This window comes from Pseudomonas sp. NFACC10-1 (assembly GCF_900119195.1).
Taxonomy (GTDB): domain Bacteria; phylum Pseudomonadota; class Gammaproteobacteria; order Pseudomonadales; family Pseudomonadaceae; genus Aquipseudomonas; species Aquipseudomonas cerasi.
On sequence record NZ_FPJB01000001.1, the window covers coordinates 545,542 to 562,666 of the forward strand.

The window sequence follows — 17,125 nt, forward strand, 5'->3', positions numbered from 1 at the left end:
TGCCGGTCGGCGTGCAGCCTCACCTGATTGAGGATGTGCAGATGTCCAATGTATTGCGTCCGGCCTTGAGCCTGATCGTGTTGATGAGCCTGATCACCGGCGTGGCCTATCCACTGGTGGTCACCGGGGTTGCGCAAGTGGCGTTTCCGGCGCAGGCCAACGGCAGCCTGGTGTATGACGCGTCGGGCAAGGTGCGCGGCTCGACGCTGATCGCCCAGTCGTTCACCGGCGATGAGTGGTTCCAGTCGCGTCCTTCGGCGGGCGCATTCGCGACCGTGGCCAGCGGCGCGAGTAACTTTGCCCCGAGCAATCCGGCGCTGGCGACTCGCGTGAAAGAGGACGCTGCGAAACTGGCCAACGCTTCTCAGGAACCGATACCAATGGCCTTGCTGACCACCTCCGGCAGCGGACTGGACCCGCACCTCTCGCCTGAAGCGGTTGCCTGGCAGGCCGGTCGTGTTGCAGCGGCGCGCCAGTTGCCGTTGGACAAGGTTCAGGCGCTGATCGACGCCAATACCCAGCGTCCGCTGATCGGCCCACCCGTGGTCAACGTATTGGCCTTGAATATGAGCCTGAATCAGTTACCGTCTGCACCGCGCAACGCGCAGTTGTAACAAAGTACGCCTTGTACGCAGCAGATTCACTAAGCTGTAGCTGATCAGAAAGAGGGTGGTAACCAACGTGAGTGATTCCGGTCGAGCTGACGCACTGCTGGCCCAGTTGCCCCGCGAGGGGCGCGGGCGGCTGAAGGTGTTTCTGGGTGCCGCGCCAGGCGTCGGCAAGACCTACGCGATGCTCCAGGCGGCTCACGCGCAGCTGCGCCAAGGCGTGAAGGTGCTGGCGGGTGTGGTCGAAACCCACGGCCGCGCAGAAACCGAGGCGCTGCTCAACGGTCTGCCGCAACAGCCCTTGCTGCGCACTGAGTATCGCGGCATGACCCTCGAAGAAATGGACCTCGACGCGCTGCTCAAGGCTGCGCCGAGCCTGGTACTGGTCGACGAACTGGCGCACACCAACGCGCCCGGCAGTCGCCACGCGAAACGCTGGCAGGATATTCAGGAACTGCTGGCGGCCGGCATCGATGTGTACACCACCGTCAACGTCCAGCACCTGGAAAGCCTGAATGACCAGGTGCGCGGCATCACCGGCGTGCAGGTGCGCGAAACGCTGCCGGACTGGGTGTTGCAGGAAGCCTTTGATCTGGTGCTGATCGACCTGCCGCCCCGCGAACTGCTGGAGCGCCTGCGCGACGGCAAGGTCTACGTGCCTGAGCAGGCACGCGCGGCCATCGACGCATTCTTCACCCAGACCAACCTCACTGCACTGCGTGAAATGGCCATGCAGACGGCGGCTGCCCAGGTCGATAACGATCTGGCGCAGGGCTACCGGCAATTGGGCCAGTCGGCCCCGGCAGTTCGTGGGCGGATGCTGGTGGGCATCGACGGTGATATCCATGCAGAGCGTCTGGTGCGTCACGCCAGTCGGGTTGCCCAGCGTCGCCATCTGCCGTGGAGCGCCGTGCATGTGGACGACGGGCAAACCCTCGACGAGCAGTCTCGCGCGCGTCTGCAAAGCGCCCAACAACTGGCCGAGCGGCTCGGTGGCGAGGCGGTTTCGCTGCGCGCCGGGGAGGTCGCCCGAACGCTGGTGCAGCATGCCATCGAACGGCGCGCCAGCGTGGTGCTGGTCGGCCAGTCGCGACGGCATTGGCGGCGTCGCGTGTTTGGTGGCGGCGTCGCGGCACGCTTATTGCGCGAAGGGCACGGGCTGGAAATCTCGGTGCTCGACGACAGCGAGGAACTGCCTGATCAGCCGCCGCGTGCCCGTCCGGCTCACGAAGTGGTGTGGTTCGATTACGGTCTGGCCTTCGTCGCCACGCTGATCGCCAGTCTGGTCGCCTGGGGCGTTGCAGGCGTGCTGGCGCTGCCCAACATATCCCTGATCTTTCTTGCTGCGGTATTGCTGGTCGCCGTGCGCAGCAGCATGGGCCCAGCGCTCGCCTGTGCCGGGTTATCGTTCCTGGCCTATGACTTTCTGTTCATTCCGCCGAGTTTTTCCCTGAACATCCAGCGCGAAGAAGACGTGCTGACGCTGTTGTTCTTCCTGTTGATGTCGGCCTTGACCGGCAAGCTCGCGGCGCGCCAGCGCAGGCAGTTGCAGGCGTTGCGCGATACCCAGGAACAGACCAGCGAGCTGCTCGACCTGTCGCGCAAGATGACCGCCGCCACGGATCGCAAGGCGGTGCTCGCCGCCGCCGAACAGCATTTTTCCGGCTGGAAGGAACTGCATCTGTGCCTGGTCGATCGCGACGGGCAGGGCGGTTGGGTGGTCGAAACCGGTGGGCCACTGACGTTTTCGGAGCCCGAGCGCGCTGCTGCCGATTGGGCCTGGCAGCACGATCAACCCGCGGGCAGCGGCACCGGCACCTTGCCATCCGGGCGCTGGTGGTGGTGGCCGATCACCGCAGAAGAAGGGCCGTTGGCTCTATTGGGAGTCTGCGCGCGAGAAGGCCAGTCGTTTACCGCGCAGCATCGACGTCTGCTGGCCGCGCTTACCCAGCCACTGGCGCAGGCACTGGCCCGTGCGCAATTGGCTCAGGAACTCGAGGCGGCGCGTCTGCACGGCGAAACCGAGCAATTGCGCAGCGCCTTGCTGGCTTCGGTGTCCCACGACCTGCGTACCCCGCTGACCTCGATGCGCGGCAGCATCGACAGCCTGCTGGCTCTGGGCGAAGCCATTCCACTGGAGGATCGCCGCGAGCTGCTGGAGGGTACCCGTGACGAAGCCGAGCGCCTGGACCGCTATATCCAGAACCTGCTCGACATGACGCGTCTGGGGCATGGCGCTCTCAAGCTCGCCCGCGACTGGGTGTCGCCCGCCGATATCGTCGGCAGCGCGCTCAACCGGCTGCGTGCCGTACTGGCGCCCTTGCAGGTCAGCACCCAGGTGACCGGCGAGCTGCCGCTGCTGTATGTGCACGCGGCGCTGATCGAGCAGGCGCTGGTCAATGTGCTTGAGAACGCTGCGCGCTTTTCACCCGTCGACGGGCGCTTGCAGGTAGCAGCCGGTGTGGTCGACAGTGAACTGTTTTTCTCGGTCAGTGACGAAGGCCCGGGCATTCCCGAGGATGAGCGAGCGAAGATTTTCGACATGTTCTACACCGCCGCGCGCGGCGATCGGGGCGGGCAGGGCACAGGGTTGGGACTGGCGATTTGTCAGGGCATGATCGGTGCACACGGTGGACGGCTCACGGTCGAGGACGGCATTGACGGGCTGGGCACGCGCATCACGCTGTTTCTGCCGCTGCAGGCGCAGCCGGACGTAGAACTGGAGGAATCCGCTTGAGCCAGGCGACCACCATTCTGGTCATCGATGATGAGCCGCAGATTCGCAAGTTCCTGCGCATCAGTCTGGTTTCGCAGGGCTACAAGGTGCTGGAAGCCGCCACTGGCGCTGAGGGCCTGACTCAAGCTGCCCTGAACAAACCGGATTTGCTGGTGCTCGACCTTGGGTTGCCGGATATGGACGGCCAGCAGGTGCTGAGTGAGTTTCGCGAGTGGTCGGGAGTGCCGGTGCTGGTGCTCTCGGTGCGCGCCAGCGAGGCTCAGAAAGTTCAGGCGCTGGACGCCGGCGCCAACGATTACGTGACCAAGCCGTTTGGCATTCAGGAGTTTCTGGCCCGAATCAGGGCGCTGCTCAGGCAGGCGTCGGGCAGCGAAAAGCCCGAGTCTGCGCTTGAGTTCGGGCCGCTTACCGTGGACCTGGCCTATCGGCGTGTGCTGCTCGACGGCCAGGAAGTGGCGCTGACCCGCAAGGAATACGCGGTGCTGGCGCAGTTGGCGCGGCATCCCGGGCGGGTCATTACCCAGCAGCAGTTGCTCAAGGATATCTGGGGGCCCACGCACACCGAAGACAGTCATTATCTGCGTATCGTGGTGGGGCATTTGCGGCAGAAGCTGGCGGACGATCCGACCGCTCCGCGGTTCATCCTCACCGAGCCTGGAATAGGGTATCGTCTGCTGGCTGATCACTAGATGAAAAAAGCGAGCATAGCCCCGTGCTGCGGCACTTTTACTGCCCCGCACCGTCAAAGCCGCACACTCCCTGTTCACTCTGAGGTAACACCCGCATGAAAGCCCTTATCTGTCTGCCATTGCTTGTTTTGGTTCTTGCAGGTTGTGCTGGCAAGACTGGATATCGCGACAGCTGTGCCACTCAGCTCGACGCTGCCTGGCATGAGCTTGATCTGGCCAAGGCTGAAGGCTTCGCCGGAACGGTCAGTTACTCCAAGGCCTTGTCGCTGCTGACGGGTGCCAAGACTCAGCAGCAGTTCGAGGCGTTTGAAGGCTGCACCGAGAAGTCCGAGAAAGCCCGCTTCTACATCCGCGAGTCCCGCGCTGGCCGTTGATACCTGACGATACACAGGTCTGCTCTTGATTCTGGCCGAAGGCCGTGGGAGCGAGCTTGCTCGCGAAGAGGCTATTAAAGCCCCTGAAAATGGGGCGTCTGGACAATGACTATCGTGCCAATGCGTTGGCATGCAGTTCGTGACGCTCTGCGTCACGCAGCTGTTCTGTGGTTTCAGTGACTTCTCCATCTGACTCAAGTCGCCTTTTCGCCCCTCGGCGACTCACTTAGTAAGCAAACCCCCAAGCTCCGTTTCCGGTCCGACTTCGTCGGGTTCCTTTGCCCTGTCACTGACGTCGTACTCTGCGTCGTCTGTGCCATCGCGCTCGAAAAGCATTTTAGGCCATTTGGCTAAAGGCACGGCCCGGGAGCTGATGGCTATCGTTCCTCACGCTCCGCGTGGAATGCCGTTGGTGACGCTCTGCGTCACAAATCTTTCAGTCTGGCGAGACGGTAAGCCTAACCAACTCTGGCGAAACGGCCTACGCTCACTTTAAAGTGTTCGGACACTGGCATCGCTTGCAGTCCCACAGTCATGAAGCAGTTGCCGGAAGGGGCTTTCGATGGGTAGAAAACTCGATGCGTGCCTGAGCGCGATCAATGAGGTGGTGCTGGGCAAGGAGGCGCAGGTACGGTTGGCGATGACGTGTCTGGTCGGCGGCGGGCATTTGTTGATCGAGGACTTGCCGGGGATGGGCAAGACGACCCTCAGTCATGCGCTGGCGAAAATTCTCGGCCTGAGTTATCAGCGTATTCAGTTCACTTCTGACCTGCTGCCAGGTGACATCCTGGGGACTTCGATATTTGATCGGGACAGTGGGCAGTTCACCTTTCATCCCGGTCCGATTTTCGCCGAGCTGGTGCTTGCCGACGAGATCAACCGCGCCACGCCCAAGAGCCAGAGCGCGTTGCTGGAAGCGATGGAAGAAGGGCAGGTGTCCATCGAAGGCGCGACGCGTCTGTTGCCCGATCCGTTCTTTGTGATCGCGACCCAGAACCCGTTCAGTTCCGGCGGCACTTTTGCGTTGCCCGAGTCGCAACTGGACAGGTTCATGATGCGCATTTCCATGGGCTACCCGGCCAGAGCCGCAGAGAAAGCCCTGCTGCTGGGCGAGTCGCGCCGCGAGCTGTTGCCGCGTCTGCAACCGATTCTGGATCACGCCCTGCTTGGCCAGCTCCAGGCGCAGGCGCGGCAGGTGCGTGCCAGTGACGCGCTGGTTGATTATGTCCTGCGACTGGTCGAGGCGACGCGCAGTCAGCCGCAGTTCGCGTACGGACTTTCACCCAGGGCGAGCCTGGCGATTCTGGCCGCAGCACGGGCCTGGGCGATGTTGCTGGGGCGGGAGTACGTGATTCCCGAAGACGTGCAGGCGGTGCTGCCATCGGTTATCGGACACCGTTTGCGTGAACGCAGCGATCCGACCGGGCATGGCGGCGGTGCGCTGGTTCAATGGCTGTTGCGCGAGGTGCCCGTGCTTTGATCGAGCCGCTCAAACCGCTCTGGCAACGCTGGCTGTCGAGGCGAATTCCTCCAGCGTCACGCATTACCCTCGACCACCGGCGCATTTTCATCATGCCGACACGCACCGGCATGATTTACGCGCTAGTGCTGGTGCTTATGCTGCTGGTGGCGATCAATTATCAGAACAGCCTGGCCTACGGGTTGACCTTTCTATTGCTGTCGATAGGCGTGCTGGCCATCCTGCACACCTACCGCAACATCAGCGGTCTGGTTCTGAGTGCGGGCGTGGCGCGTTCGGTATTCGTCGGCGAGCCGGTGCAATTGCGCCTGCGCCTGGAAAGTGCCGGGCAGGCCCACCAGGCATTGGGATTGGGCTGGAGTGCGACAGCATTGCAGTCAGGCGACGTGCAGCCCCGTGGGCTGACCGACCTGGAACTGACTCTGCCCGCCGAAAAGCGCGGCTGGCTGCGTGCGCCAAGGCTGCGCATCGAGAGTGTGTTTCCGCTGGGTATCTTTCGCGCCTGGAGCTGGCTAGACCTGGAGCAGAGCGCCTTGATCTACCCTCGACCCTTGTCCGGGACCATGCCGCTGCTCAAGGGCGTGCAGCCGCATGCCGAGGACGATGGCCATGCCACCCAAGGGGCCGGTGTCGATGATTATCAGGGCTTGCGCAGTTACCAGCCGGGTGACAATCGCAGTCGCTTGCACTGGAAAGCCTATTCCCGCGGGCAGGGGCTGCTGATCAAGGATTTCACCGACCTCAGTGGCCATGACCTGTGCCTGGACTTCATGGCGCTGGGCGGCGATATCGAAGAGCGCCTGTCGCGCCTGTGTTACTGGGTGCTGGAGCTGTCGCAGCGGCAGCAGCCGTTTGCCCTGCGGTTACCGGGCTTTTTGTCGGCGGTGGACAGCGGCGATGCACACCGCGAAGTCTGTCTGCGCGCCCTTGCGCTGTACGGCCATCGATCATGAACGACAAGGTCAAGACAGTTCAATCCGCGCCCATTCCGCGCGTCAGCCTCACCTGGCTCTTGGTGGCGCAGGCACTGGTGGTGTTGCCGTTCGCGCTGCATGTGCCGGTGTCAATCACGATCCTCTGGCTCGGCTGTACGGTGTGGCGCGTGCAGGCGTTCCGGATGCGCGTGCGCTTGCCTGGCACCTGGGTCAAGTCCGGGCTGTTGGTGGGCACCGCAGGTGGCGTTTATCTGGCGCGCGGCAGCCTGGTCGGGCTGGATGCCGGGGCTGCGTTACTGGTGGCTGCATTCGTTCTGAAAATGCTGGAAATGAACAGTCGCCGTGACGCGCGCGTGCTGATTTTCCTCGGTTTCTTCTGCGTGGCGGTTGGCTATCTGTTCGAAGACAACCTGCTGTGGGCGCTCTTCAGTCTGCTGCCGGTCAGCGCGCTGCTGGCTGCGTTGATCGGCCTGCAACACACAGACCTGGCCGGCAGGTCGGCGGACACGCTCAAGCTGGCGTTCAAGCTGATGGCGCAGGCACTGCCATTGATGCTCCTGCTGTTTCTATTCTTTCCGCGCCTGGACCCGCTCTGGTCGCTGCCGCAGCCGAGTAACAAAGGCGTCACCGGCCTGTCGGACAACATGGCACCCGGCGACATGGCGGAACTGAGCAAATCGCCTGCGCTGGTGTTCCGCGCCAGTTTTGAAGGGCCTATCCCGGCGCGCAATCAGCTTTACTGGCGCGGTTTGACCCTTGAGCAGTTCGATGGACGTCGCTGGTCGCAGTCGGCACGTGCCCAGACCGTGCAGATTGCGCAGTGGGAGAAACGCGGTGAGCCGCTGGCCTACAGCGTTGTCATGGAAGCCAGCGGCCGGCCCTGGTTGCCGAGCCTCGACGTGGCAGAAACCACGTTGCCGGACGTGCGGCAGATGAGCGACTTCCGCCTGCAGCGCAGACGCCCCATCGAGCAGTCGTTGTTGTACGCCGTCAACTCATGGCCGCAGAGCGTCCGTGATCCGCTGTCCAGCGAGCAGATCCAGCGTCAGGACCTGCAACTGCCTGCCAAGGGCAATGATCAGGCGCGGCAATGGGCCGATGAACTGCGCCGGCGCTACACCACACCAGACGCTATGGTCGCGGCGCTGCTCGGCTACTTCAGCGATCAGCCGTTTCACTACACCCTCAAACCGGTGCCATTGGGCAATGACAGCATTGATGAATTCCTGTTTGCCAGTCGTCAGGGTTTTTGCGCCCACTACGCCGGAGCCATGACCTTTGTCCTGCGCGCGGCAGGCATTCCTGCGCGGGTGGTGGCCGGGTATCAGGGCGGTGAGCTGAACCCCGACGGGCAGTACCTGACTGTTCGCCAGTTCGATGCGCATGCCTGGGTGGAATACTGGCAGCCAGGCGTGGGCTGGCGCAGCGTCGACCCGACTGCCGCCGTGGCGCCGCAACGTATCGAGCAAGGTCTGGAGCAGGCGCTGGCGGCGGACGAAGCGTTTCTTCAGGACTCTCCCTATTCAGCGTTGCGCTACCGTAACGTGGCTTGGGTCAACGCCCTGCGCCTCAGTTGGGATAACCTCAATTACGGCTGGCAGCGCTGGGTACTGGGCTATCAGGGACAACAGCAGTTACAAATTCTCGGGCGCTGGTTTTCAGGCTTCCAGGCGCCGGTTTTCGTCCTGGGAACCCTGTTTTCACTGGGGCTGGTGGCGTTATGGCTGTTCAAACCCTGGCAACGCGAAAGCGACTCGCAGCTGCGCGTGTTCAACGCATTTGAACGCTTGCTCGCCCGTCATGGTCTGCGTCGTATGCCGGGTGAAGGCGCTGACGCATTCTGCCGCAGGGCGGTACTCTACTTTCCGCGGCATGCCGAGGCCATTGAAGGTTTCATCCGCGAATTTCAGGCGCAGCGCTACGCTGGGCGGCTGGCTTCGGCGAGCCGCTTGAGGCAGGCGCTGAGCACGTTGCGTCGGGGTTTGCCATGGAGGTTGTCAGCCGTCAGGGACAGGCATTCATGAATCAGTTTGTCGAAGGGGAATTGCATGTCTTCAATGGTGGATCATCTGGTCGCCGAAGTGCTGGCGCTGGATGTCAAATTGCTCGCGTGTCAGGCACGTCTTGCCGTTTCGACTGACAGCGAAGCGCTGCACGATTTACGTACCACGGTGCGCCGTCTGCGCAGCGTATTGCGGCCCCTGCGGGAAAACCCGAGTGCGGCAGAGCTGGAAGAGGCGGCCAAGGCGGTCGGCCAATTGACCACGCCGCTGCGTGACATGCAGGTGCTCGCCGGGTTTCTTGAAGAGCAGGGTTTGAACGAGGCCGCGTTCACACGCAACCGCTACCTGGAAACCGCCTGCCCCAAGGTCGCCAGCTCGTCCGAGCTGACCCGTCTGCTCAAGCTGATTGACCGGTTCCCGGAAATGCTGCGTCTGCAACAGCGCCAGGGCATGTTGCGGGGTCTGCGCAAGACCATTGAAAAACGCATGGACAAGCAATGGCACAAGCTGCGTGTTGCCATCGCTGAGCCGGGACACGATCGGCATGACCTGCGTTTGCTGATCAAGCGCGTGCGCTACGCTGCCGAAGCCTATCCGCAACTCAGTCATCAGCCGAAAAACATGCAAGCCCGGCTCAAATCCGCACAAGGCGAACTGGGCGACTGGCATGATCATCTGCAATGGCTGGCGCAGGCTGCGGAACAACCTGATCTGGCCCCCTGCGTGCCGGGCTGGCAAATCGGCATAGTACGTGCCGAACGCAAGGCCGAAGCGTCGCTCAAACGCCTGGCCAAGGCCTGTTTCTGATCCGGTAATTTATCGTGAGGCATGTCATTCAGGCCGCAAAAATGGCCATTATGCGGCCTGTCGATAACTAAGAGGATGGTTATCATCCATCCACTTGTGTGTTGACGTGTGGAGTGAACATGACCTTTTCTGAACTGATCGATGCGCTGCGTCGTGATCCTCGCGCTGTCACGATCCCTGCCGAATGGTCGCAGGGGCGTGCCTGCTTTGGCGGGCTGATGGCTGCGCTGACCTACGAAGCGATGCGTGCACAGGTGCCGGAAGGGCGGCCGGTTCGTTCGCTGGCGATCACCTTTGTCGGGCCGGCGGCGCCCGGGGTGCCGATTGCTTTCGAGGTCGACATCCTGCGCCATGGCAAGGCAGTCAGTCAGGTGCTGGGGCGCGCAGTGCAGAATGGTCAGGTAATGACCCTGATACAAGGGAGCTTCGGTGCCCCTCGAGAATCAATGATCACCTTTGCCGCAGAGGCCGCGCCGGTCCTCAAACCGGTCGAACAATGCCCGGAGCTACCGTTCGCCAGCGGCGTGATGCCTGATTACCTGCGTTTCATGGACATCCGCTGGGCGTTGGGCGGCATGCCTTTCAGTAACACCCAATCGCCGGCGATAGGCGGCTACGTGCGCTTTCGCGATGAGCCGCACGCCACGCCCATGAGCGAAGCGCATATTCTGGCCCTGGTGGACACCTGGCCGCCTGCGGTGTTGCCGCACCTGGACAAGCCGGCACCCGGCAGTTCACTGACCTGGACCATTGAGTTCGTCCAGCCCCAGCCGTCGCTGGATACCCTGCAGTGGTGCAGCTATCGCGCAGTCATCGAGCATGCCCGCGATGGCTATGGTCACACCGCCGCGGCATTGTGGAGCCCCGACGGCGAGCTGATCGCGATCAGTCGCCAGACGGTCACCGTGTTTGGCTGACCGGCAACCGGATCAAGGTTTGCGAGCGGCCCGAGCGGCGTCCTGGCGCTGAAAACCCAGCGCCGCCACCAGGCCGATCACGCCGATGGCAACCGATGAAAGGCTTTCGGAAAACAGACCGTTGAGGATCAGCAGGGCCGCCAGAATGAACAGCGGTACGGCGATCAGGTACAGGGCCAGACTGGTCGAGTGCTCCTGACTGTCGTTGCTGTCACGCCATTGATTCAACTGCAGATCGGAAAGTGGCTTGTTCATGATGCGGTCCTCTTCAGGTAACGCGTAAAGCGTCGTTCAATGCCTGAAGGATAGGCCCGCGCGCCGATGGCTGACGAGTCAAGCCTGTCTATCGTGGCGATAGCCTGTTACAGCTTGAGCTGGCCAATGGCGGCATTCAGTTCGCCTGCCAGCGTGGCCAGTTCGTCACTGGTGCTGGCCGAGTCAACCGTCTGGATCACCGTGCGTTCGGTGACATCGCGGATACTCACCACCGCACGGTTCATCTCCTCGGCGACCTGACTTTGTTGCTGAGCCGCGACGGCGATCTGCGTGTTGCTTTCGCGCATCTGTGCCACGGCACCGGCAATCGCCGCCAGCGCATCACCGGCTTCCCGCGCCTGCTGCACGCATTCGTCGGCCTTGTACGAGCTTTCCTGCATGAAATCCACCGCATCGCGGGTGCCGCTTTGCAGGGTCGAGACCATCGTGGTGATTTCATCAGTGGAGGTTTGCACCCGCTTGGCCAGATTGCGTACCTCGTCGGCGACCACGGCAAAACCCCGACCCATTTCCCCGGCGCGTGCGGCTTCGATGGCTGCGTTGAGGGCGAGCAGGTTGGTCTGCTCGGCGATGCTGTGGATCACGTTGACCACACCGTTGATCTTCTGGCTGTCTTCGGCCATGCGCTGGATCATTTCCGCCGTCTGCTGCACGCCGCTGGACAGCCCTGCGATGGACACCTGCACGCGGTCGACCACCACTTTGCCACTGCCCGCCAGCGCGTCGGCGGTCTGCGACTGATCACGGGTAGCCGTGGCGTGCTGGGCAATGTGATGAACCGTAGCGGTCATCTCGTTGATGGCCGTGGCCACCTGGTCGGTTTCGCTTTGCTGGCCGAGCATGCCCTGGCGCACTTCCTTCATGCCCGCCGCCAGGTGCGCGGCACCCTGATCAAGGCGGCCAGCGGTTTGTGAAACGGTATTGACCACTCGCTGATAACCGGCCTGCATGGCATTAAAGGCTTTGGCCATCTGTCCGACCTCATCGTCACTGCGATTGGGAACACGGGCCGCCAGGTCGCCGCTTTTTTCCACATGCAGCATCACATCCTTGAGCGCGTTGAGCTGGCTGAGTAGAAAGCGGATCAGCAGTTGCGAAGCGCAGAGCATCAATAACATCAGCACGAAAACCGCAATCGCGTAGTGCGTAAAGCGATCCAGCATGACGTGCATGAACGTCGGGGTGAATGCCAGTAGCGCAATCCGTTGCTCGGCGTTCCGGGTGATGATCTGCGCACCGCTCAGCCATCGATCGCCAGCGGGCTTGTCCAGCGCAACCCAGTCGCTGGCGTCAGCCAGTTCCGGCAGCGCAAGGTTATCGACGACCGGTGTCTGACCCTGGCGGTAAGTCAGCAGTGTATCGTTGGAGGGCAGCGCTGCGTCGACGGGCCATGCGGCCAGCAGGCGCGCCTGCGCTTGTGCTGCCTGACGCGACGCATCCGTGCGCGCGTGTTGTTCAGTTTGCATGGCGTACAGCACCAGCAACAGGGTTGTGACGAAAGCGACCGCGTTGACGGCCCAGAACTTATATTTCAGTGACAGGTTGCCAAGCCATGAGCCCATGAGTGGTCTTCTTCGGTGATCGGTTGAGATAGCAGCAAGATGCCATCACTGTGCCTCAGCCAACGAAGAGACTCTTGATGCGGGTCAAGAAAGCTGCAGATTTTCATCCTCCGGGCTTGTTTTCAGCACTGGCAAGGCAAAAAAATGCCGTGCGCAATCTGTGCTGTGGCGTGCGAGGTCTTCCTGCGTTTCGCCCCGGTGCAAGGCTACTTCGCGCAAGACTTCCGGCAGGTAAGCCGGCTCGTTGCGACCGTTTTTCGGCTTGGGACGCAGGCTGCGTGGCAGCAGGTAGGGCGCATCGCTTTCCAGCATCAATCGGCCGCGAGGGATGTTGCTCACCAGCGCGTGCAGGTGGGTGCCGCGTCGTTCGTCGCAGATCCAGCCAGTGATGCCAATATGCAGATCAAGGTCCAGGTAACTGAACAGCGCGGCGCGCTCACCGGTGAAACAATGCACGACTGCCGCGGGCAGGCGGTCGCGGTAGTCGCGCAGAATTTCCAGCAACCGCTGGTTGGCGTCGCGTTCGTGGAGAAACACCGGTAATTGCAGTTCCACGGCCATGGCCAGATGCGCCTCGAGGACCTTTTCCTGCTGAGGGCGAGGCGAGAAATCGCGATTGTAATCCAGGCCGCATTCACCCACGGCGCGAACGCGATTTTCCTTGAGCAGGGCATGCAACTGTTTCTCGGTGTCGCCGGTCCAATCGCTCGCCGAATGCGGATGGATACCTGCCGTGCAGAACAGGCGTTGCGCGCTCTCATCCAGCTCGTGACACAACTGCAGGGCCTGTTCGCTGCCCTCGACACTGGTGCCGGTCACCACCAGTTGCTGGACGCCTGTGGCATAGGCGCGGTCGAGTACCGCCTGTCGCTGCGAGGCGAAGCTTGCGTTGGTCAGATTGACGCCGATGTCGATGAGTTGCATGGTGCTACCTCCAGCTGAAGGCTGTCGAGCATACCAGAGCTCTGGCCACAACAAGAAAACGCTGGGTATTCAAGCGATTGAACCTGAGGGTTCAACGATTTCCTTCGCTGTTCGATGCTGCTGCGTGACCTCAAGATTTCCTTTTTCCTGATTTTTTCCGGCATTGCCCTGGGGAAGTGAATGATCCGATCCGCGCTTGTGTCTTTGATGTGCCTGTTACCGCTGCTGCCCCTGCAGGTTTCTGCTCGTCAGACCGGTCCCGAGGTGGTGCAGCACACTGTGCAGGTGCGCGATTTGTCGGCGATTCGCAGCAGCAAGGTGCTGCGCGTGCTGGTCAATCAGAGCCGTAACAGCTCCGGTGACGTCAAGGGCCAGGAAATCGGCATCGAATACCATCGCCTGCAAGCCTTTGAGCAGTACCTCAACAGCCATGCCCGAGCGGGGCAGAGGGTCACGATCAAGGTCATCCCCAAGGCCAAGAACCAGTTGCTCACCGCCTTGCAGCGCGGAGAAGGCGACATGATCGCGCCGGGGGAACTGCTCGATGTCAGCGACGCCAAGGGTATTCAGGCCAGCGCACCGATCGTGCATGACGTGCCTCTGGTGCTGGTCGGTATTAGTGGTCAGCGCAGTGTGCGCCGTGTGGAGCAATTGTCCGGAAAGACCCTGAGCCTGCCCACCGGCAGTGCGGCCGACGAAGCTCTGCATCAGGTCAATCGACAACTGGAGCTGCGCAAGCTGCCCCAGGCAAAAATCGAATGGGTCGACCCCAGTCTGGCCGTCGAGGATGTGCTGGAAATGGTCCAGGCCGGGATTTACCCGATGACGCTGGTCGAGCAGCCGATCGCCGAGCGCTGGGCGAAGATCATGCCCAAACTGCGCATCGACCGCGGCCTTACCTTGCAGACCCACGGGGATATCAGCTGGTTCGTGCGTGACAATGCCACCCAGCTGCGGGTCAGTGTCGATGATTTCCTCAAAGGCTATAAGCCCTCGGCCCAGCAGGATCAGGTGTTGGCCAAGGCGTACAAGAACACCTACAAGGTCAACAACCCGCTGGTGCGGAACAACCTGCAGCGCCTGGAACAACTGCGTCCGATGCTGCAGCGCCATGCCGATGCGCAGGGCATGGACTGGCTGGACCTGGCTGCCCTCGCGTTCAAGGAGTCCAGACTCGACCCGACTGCCAAGGGCAGCGGCGGCGCGACAGGTCTGTTGCAGATCACTCCGTCGGCGGCAAAAAGCGTTGGCGTACCGAGTATCCAGAGCGCTGACGACAATATCCGTGCCGGCTCGCGCTATATGGCGCTGATCCAGCGCAAGTATTTCTCCAGTAACCGCGTCAACGAACGCGAGCGCATGGCATTCGTGATGGCCGCCTATAACCTGGGGCCCGAGCGCGTGCAGGGCATGCGCGAGGAAGCGCGGCGTCGCGGGCTGAACCCGAATCAGTGGTTCTTCCAGACCGAACGTGTGGCAATGGAGCAGGGCGGTGCCAATGTCGTTGCGTTCGTGAACAGCGTGAACAAGTACTACCTGGCTTTCGACCGCGAGCGTGACTCGCTGGAAAAGAGCGGCACGAAACCTGCGGTAAAACGCTAAAGATCGATTTATTCGATTTGTATGCGCCGTTATTTGCGGTTTTTACATGAGTGAATTTGATTATCATGGCGCCACTCGTTGTTAATTACTCACCACTCACGGAAAGTCGCCCATGAACACATTGATCAAGTCGGTCCTCACCACTCGCGCCGGTTACGGCCTGACTGTCCTGCGCGTCATCGTCGGTATCGCGTTCATCGCGCACGGCAGCCAGAAATTGTTCGGCGCCTTCGGCGGTTATGGCCTGGAAGGCACTGCGCAGTACATGGAAAGCCTGGGCTTGACGCCGGGTTACCTGATGGCGCTGATGTCAGGCAGCGCCGAATTCTTTGGCGGTCTGGGTCTGTTGTTGGGGCTGCTGGCTCGTCCGGCTGCGGTCGTGGTGATCCTGCTGTTGCTGGTGGCGATCTTCACCGTTCACATCCACAACGGTTTCTTCATGGCCCAAAACGGCTACGAGTACGCGCTGGCACTGCTCGGCGGTGCCGTGGCGGTACTCATCGAAGGTGCAGGCAAGTTGTCGCTGGACCGTATCATCGCCCGATAACCGGCTACGCTTGCTCTGCAAGGCCCGCTCTTGTGGCGGGCCTTGCGCGTTTGCAGGCACCCGCCATGAATGGCAATTGACAATGAATGGGACGTTTCTCTAGGATGCGTGCTCAAGCGCCGATTTAACAACTACTTGCGGGGCGCCTGGCAAGGCTGAGGCCTTGTCGAAATACCGCTAAAACGTTGGTTCGGTGTTGCCTCTCACCGCTGCCCAGCGGATCTTGCGAGGCAGAGAAACAACCATGAACAACCTGCGCCCCCTCATTCGTCTTTCCCCGATCAGCACGGTCTTGTCACGCAAGAACCCGAAAATCCTTCTCAGCGGCTCCCATCAGCCCACGCTGTTGCGCTATCTCGACGGCTGGCCCCGTCGGCGTGGCGGTTCCTGTGCGTTTCTGATTCAGTTCGTCGAGACCCACCAGTCTCTGAGCCATTTTGCCGACGATCAATTCGACCTCGCCGTGGTGCAATCGCCGCAGGCAGATGATGTCGGGCAGGTGATTAGTGACCTGACCCGCATTGCCCGGCAGGGCTTGATTACGCTGGGTTGAATGGCCTGAGTCAGCCAATTGGCATAGAAGGCATATTGCTGGCCCCCGACGTGTGAACGGACAGGCAAAATCGCCGCCTTATCAAAGGATTAGGTGGTTTTCGCATGCGTTTGGTCTATTGTGCTCTGGCGTGCCTGACGCTTTCCGGGCTGGCTTTCTCCGTACAGGCCAGAAACGCGACGGAAAACGAGCGTTATCTGTGTCGTTGGGGCTCGGCCATTGCGGGCGGTGCGCAGGCCTCCAAGTTGTCAGGCGTTACCCGCTATGGGGCGCGGCAGAAGCTGCAGGCGCGCAAGTTTGCCAAACAATGGATGCGGCCCATGGCATTGCGCATCACGGAACAGACCTACGACAGCGAGTCGCGGCTGAAGCCTGATGCGGTGACCAAGGTCTATTACGACGGCTGCATCCAGCACGAGGTGGCGCGACGTTGAGTCTTTGTCGCCTGTCGAACTGATTTTCGCAGGGCCGGAGAAACCGCTTGAGTACAAAGATCATCACCCGTGACGGGCATGAAGCCCTGAAGAAAGAGCTCGACTACCTGTGGCGAGAGCACCGGCCTGACATTACGCAAAAGGTCGCCTGGGCGGCATCGCTCGGGGATCGCAGCGAAAACGCCGATTACCAGTACAACAAGAAGCTGCTGCGCGAGATCGACCGACGCGTGCGCTATCTGCGCAAGCGCCTCGAAGACATGCGTGTCGTGCAGTATTCGCCGGAGCAGGAAGGGCGGGTGTTCTTCGGTGCCTGGGTCGAGATCGAAAACGAAGCGGGCGATCTCAAGAAATTCCGCATTGTCGGCTATGACGAAATCTATGGGCGCAACGACTACATCTCCATCGACTCGCCCATGGCGCGCGCCTTGCTGAAGAAGGAAGTCGGCGACGAGGTGCTGGTCAATACGCCCGAAGGCGAGAAGCTGTGGTTCGTGAACTCGATTGATTACGAGAAGTGAGGCCGGACGCAGAGCGCCCGGACCTCCATTCTCATGCGCTCATCGCTATACACAACTCCTGATGAGCCCGGAGAGTGGTGCTAAAACCGTAGCGTCAGGCAGGGTGCAGATCTCTGTGCGAGTGACCGGGGCGGCGATCCGCATTGCTCACGAAGA

The 17,125-nt window shown here is 61.5% G+C and carries 17 protein-coding genes; 14 read left to right on the forward strand and 3 right to left on the reverse strand.

Annotated elements, in window-relative coordinates:
- Positions 1-41 precede the first annotated feature (41 nt).
- The 9 genes from kdpC to BT119_RS02235 all read left to right on the forward strand — a co-directional run bounded on the left by kdpC (position 42) and on the right by BT119_RS02235 (position 10,550).
- On the forward strand, positions 42-614 hold the full coding sequence (gene kdpC / locus BT119_RS02190) for a potassium-transporting ATPase subunit KdpC (RefSeq protein WP_032609430.1): 573 nt from the start codon (positions 42-44) through the stop codon (positions 612-614).
- Between the two features lie 67 nt (positions 615-681).
- A complete protein-coding gene (locus BT119_RS02195) occupies positions 682-3,345 on the forward strand; it encodes a sensor histidine kinase (protein ID WP_044308249.1) in 2,664 nt (887 codons plus the stop codon).
- Positions 3,342-4,034 (forward strand): response regulator, encoded by a 693-nt coding sequence (locus tag BT119_RS02200; protein WP_003366785.1) that lies wholly within the window; start codon positions 3,342-3,344, stop codon positions 4,032-4,034. The genes BT119_RS02195 and BT119_RS02200 overlap by 4 nt, the downstream gene beginning before the upstream one ends.
- Positions 4,035-4,129: 95 nt before the next feature.
- Positions 4,130-4,408 carry a lipoprotein gene (locus BT119_RS02205; protein WP_003316607.1) on the forward strand — a complete coding sequence of 93 codons (279 nt, stop codon included), beginning with the start codon at positions 4,130-4,132 and terminating at the stop codon, positions 4,406-4,408.
- A 562-nt stretch (positions 4,409-4,970) separates the two neighbouring features.
- Positions 4,971-5,888 (forward strand): AAA family ATPase, encoded by a 918-nt coding sequence (locus BT119_RS02215; protein ID WP_003433070.1) that lies wholly within the window; start codon positions 4,971-4,973, stop codon positions 5,886-5,888.
- Complete coding sequence (locus tag BT119_RS02220; protein ID WP_032609408.1) at positions 5,858-6,841, forward strand: DUF58 domain-containing protein; 984 nt, start codon at positions 5,858-5,860, stop codon at positions 6,839-6,841. The genes BT119_RS02215 and BT119_RS02220 overlap by 31 nt, the downstream gene beginning before the upstream one ends.
- A complete protein-coding gene (locus BT119_RS02225) occupies positions 6,838-8,847 on the forward strand; it encodes a transglutaminase TgpA family protein (RefSeq protein WP_072364675.1) in 2,010 nt (669 codons plus the stop codon). The genes BT119_RS02220 and BT119_RS02225 overlap by 4 nt, the downstream gene beginning before the upstream one ends.
- Before the next feature lie 33 nt (positions 8,848-8,880).
- A complete protein-coding gene (locus BT119_RS02230) occupies positions 8,881-9,633 on the forward strand; it encodes a CHAD domain-containing protein (protein ID WP_003366789.1) in 753 nt (250 codons plus the stop codon).
- Between the two features lie 119 nt (positions 9,634-9,752).
- Positions 9,753-10,550: an acyl-CoA thioesterase gene (locus BT119_RS02235; protein WP_054081884.1), complete on the forward strand. Its 798-nt coding sequence runs from the start codon at positions 9,753-9,755 to the stop codon at positions 10,548-10,550.
- A 12-nt stretch (positions 10,551-10,562) separates the two neighbouring features.
- Here BT119_RS02235 and BT119_RS02240 read toward each other — a convergent pair whose 3' ends face one another.
- From BT119_RS02240 to BT119_RS02250, 3 genes are all read right to left on the reverse strand, one after another.
- Positions 10,563-10,805, reverse strand: a complete 243-nt coding sequence (locus BT119_RS02240) for a hypothetical protein (RefSeq protein ID WP_003366791.1) — start codon at positions 10,803-10,805, stop codon at positions 10,563-10,565.
- Between the two features lie 107 nt (positions 10,806-10,912).
- A complete protein-coding gene (locus BT119_RS02245) occupies positions 10,913-12,388 on the reverse strand; it encodes a methyl-accepting chemotaxis protein (RefSeq protein WP_072364680.1) in 1,476 nt (491 codons plus the stop codon).
- Positions 12,389-12,472: 84 nt separating this feature from the next.
- Positions 12,473-13,312 (reverse strand): TatD family hydrolase, encoded by an 840-nt coding sequence (locus tag BT119_RS02250; protein ID WP_003433063.1) that lies wholly within the window; start codon positions 13,310-13,312, stop codon positions 12,473-12,475.
- Between the two features lie 180 nt (positions 13,313-13,492).
- On the opposite strand from BT119_RS02250, the gene BT119_RS02255 reads away from it, so the two are divergent.
- The 5 genes from BT119_RS02255 to greB all read left to right on the forward strand — a co-directional run bounded on the left by BT119_RS02255 (position 13,493) and on the right by greB (position 16,969).
- Positions 13,493-14,914: an MltF family protein gene (locus BT119_RS02255; RefSeq protein WP_072364682.1), complete on the forward strand. Its 1,422-nt coding sequence runs from the start codon at positions 13,493-13,495 to the stop codon at positions 14,912-14,914.
- A gap of 112 nt (positions 14,915-15,026) precedes the next feature.
- Positions 15,027-15,461, forward strand: a complete 435-nt coding sequence (locus BT119_RS02260; protein WP_072364685.1) for a DoxX family protein — start codon at positions 15,027-15,029, stop codon at positions 15,459-15,461.
- 244 nt (positions 15,462-15,705) lie between these two features.
- On the forward strand, positions 15,706-16,014 hold the full coding sequence (locus BT119_RS02265; RefSeq protein ID WP_003366800.1) for a hypothetical protein: 309 nt from the start codon (positions 15,706-15,708) through the stop codon (positions 16,012-16,014).
- A 104-nt stretch (positions 16,015-16,118) separates the two neighbouring features.
- Positions 16,119-16,448 (forward strand): hypothetical protein, encoded by a 330-nt coding sequence (locus BT119_RS02270; RefSeq protein ID WP_003316621.1) that lies wholly within the window; start codon positions 16,119-16,121, stop codon positions 16,446-16,448.
- A gap of 47 nt (positions 16,449-16,495) precedes the next feature.
- Positions 16,496-16,969: a transcription elongation factor GreB gene (gene greB / locus BT119_RS02275; protein ID WP_003316622.1), complete on the forward strand. Its 474-nt coding sequence runs from the start codon at positions 16,496-16,498 to the stop codon at positions 16,967-16,969.
- Positions 16,970-17,125 lie beyond the last annotated feature (156 nt).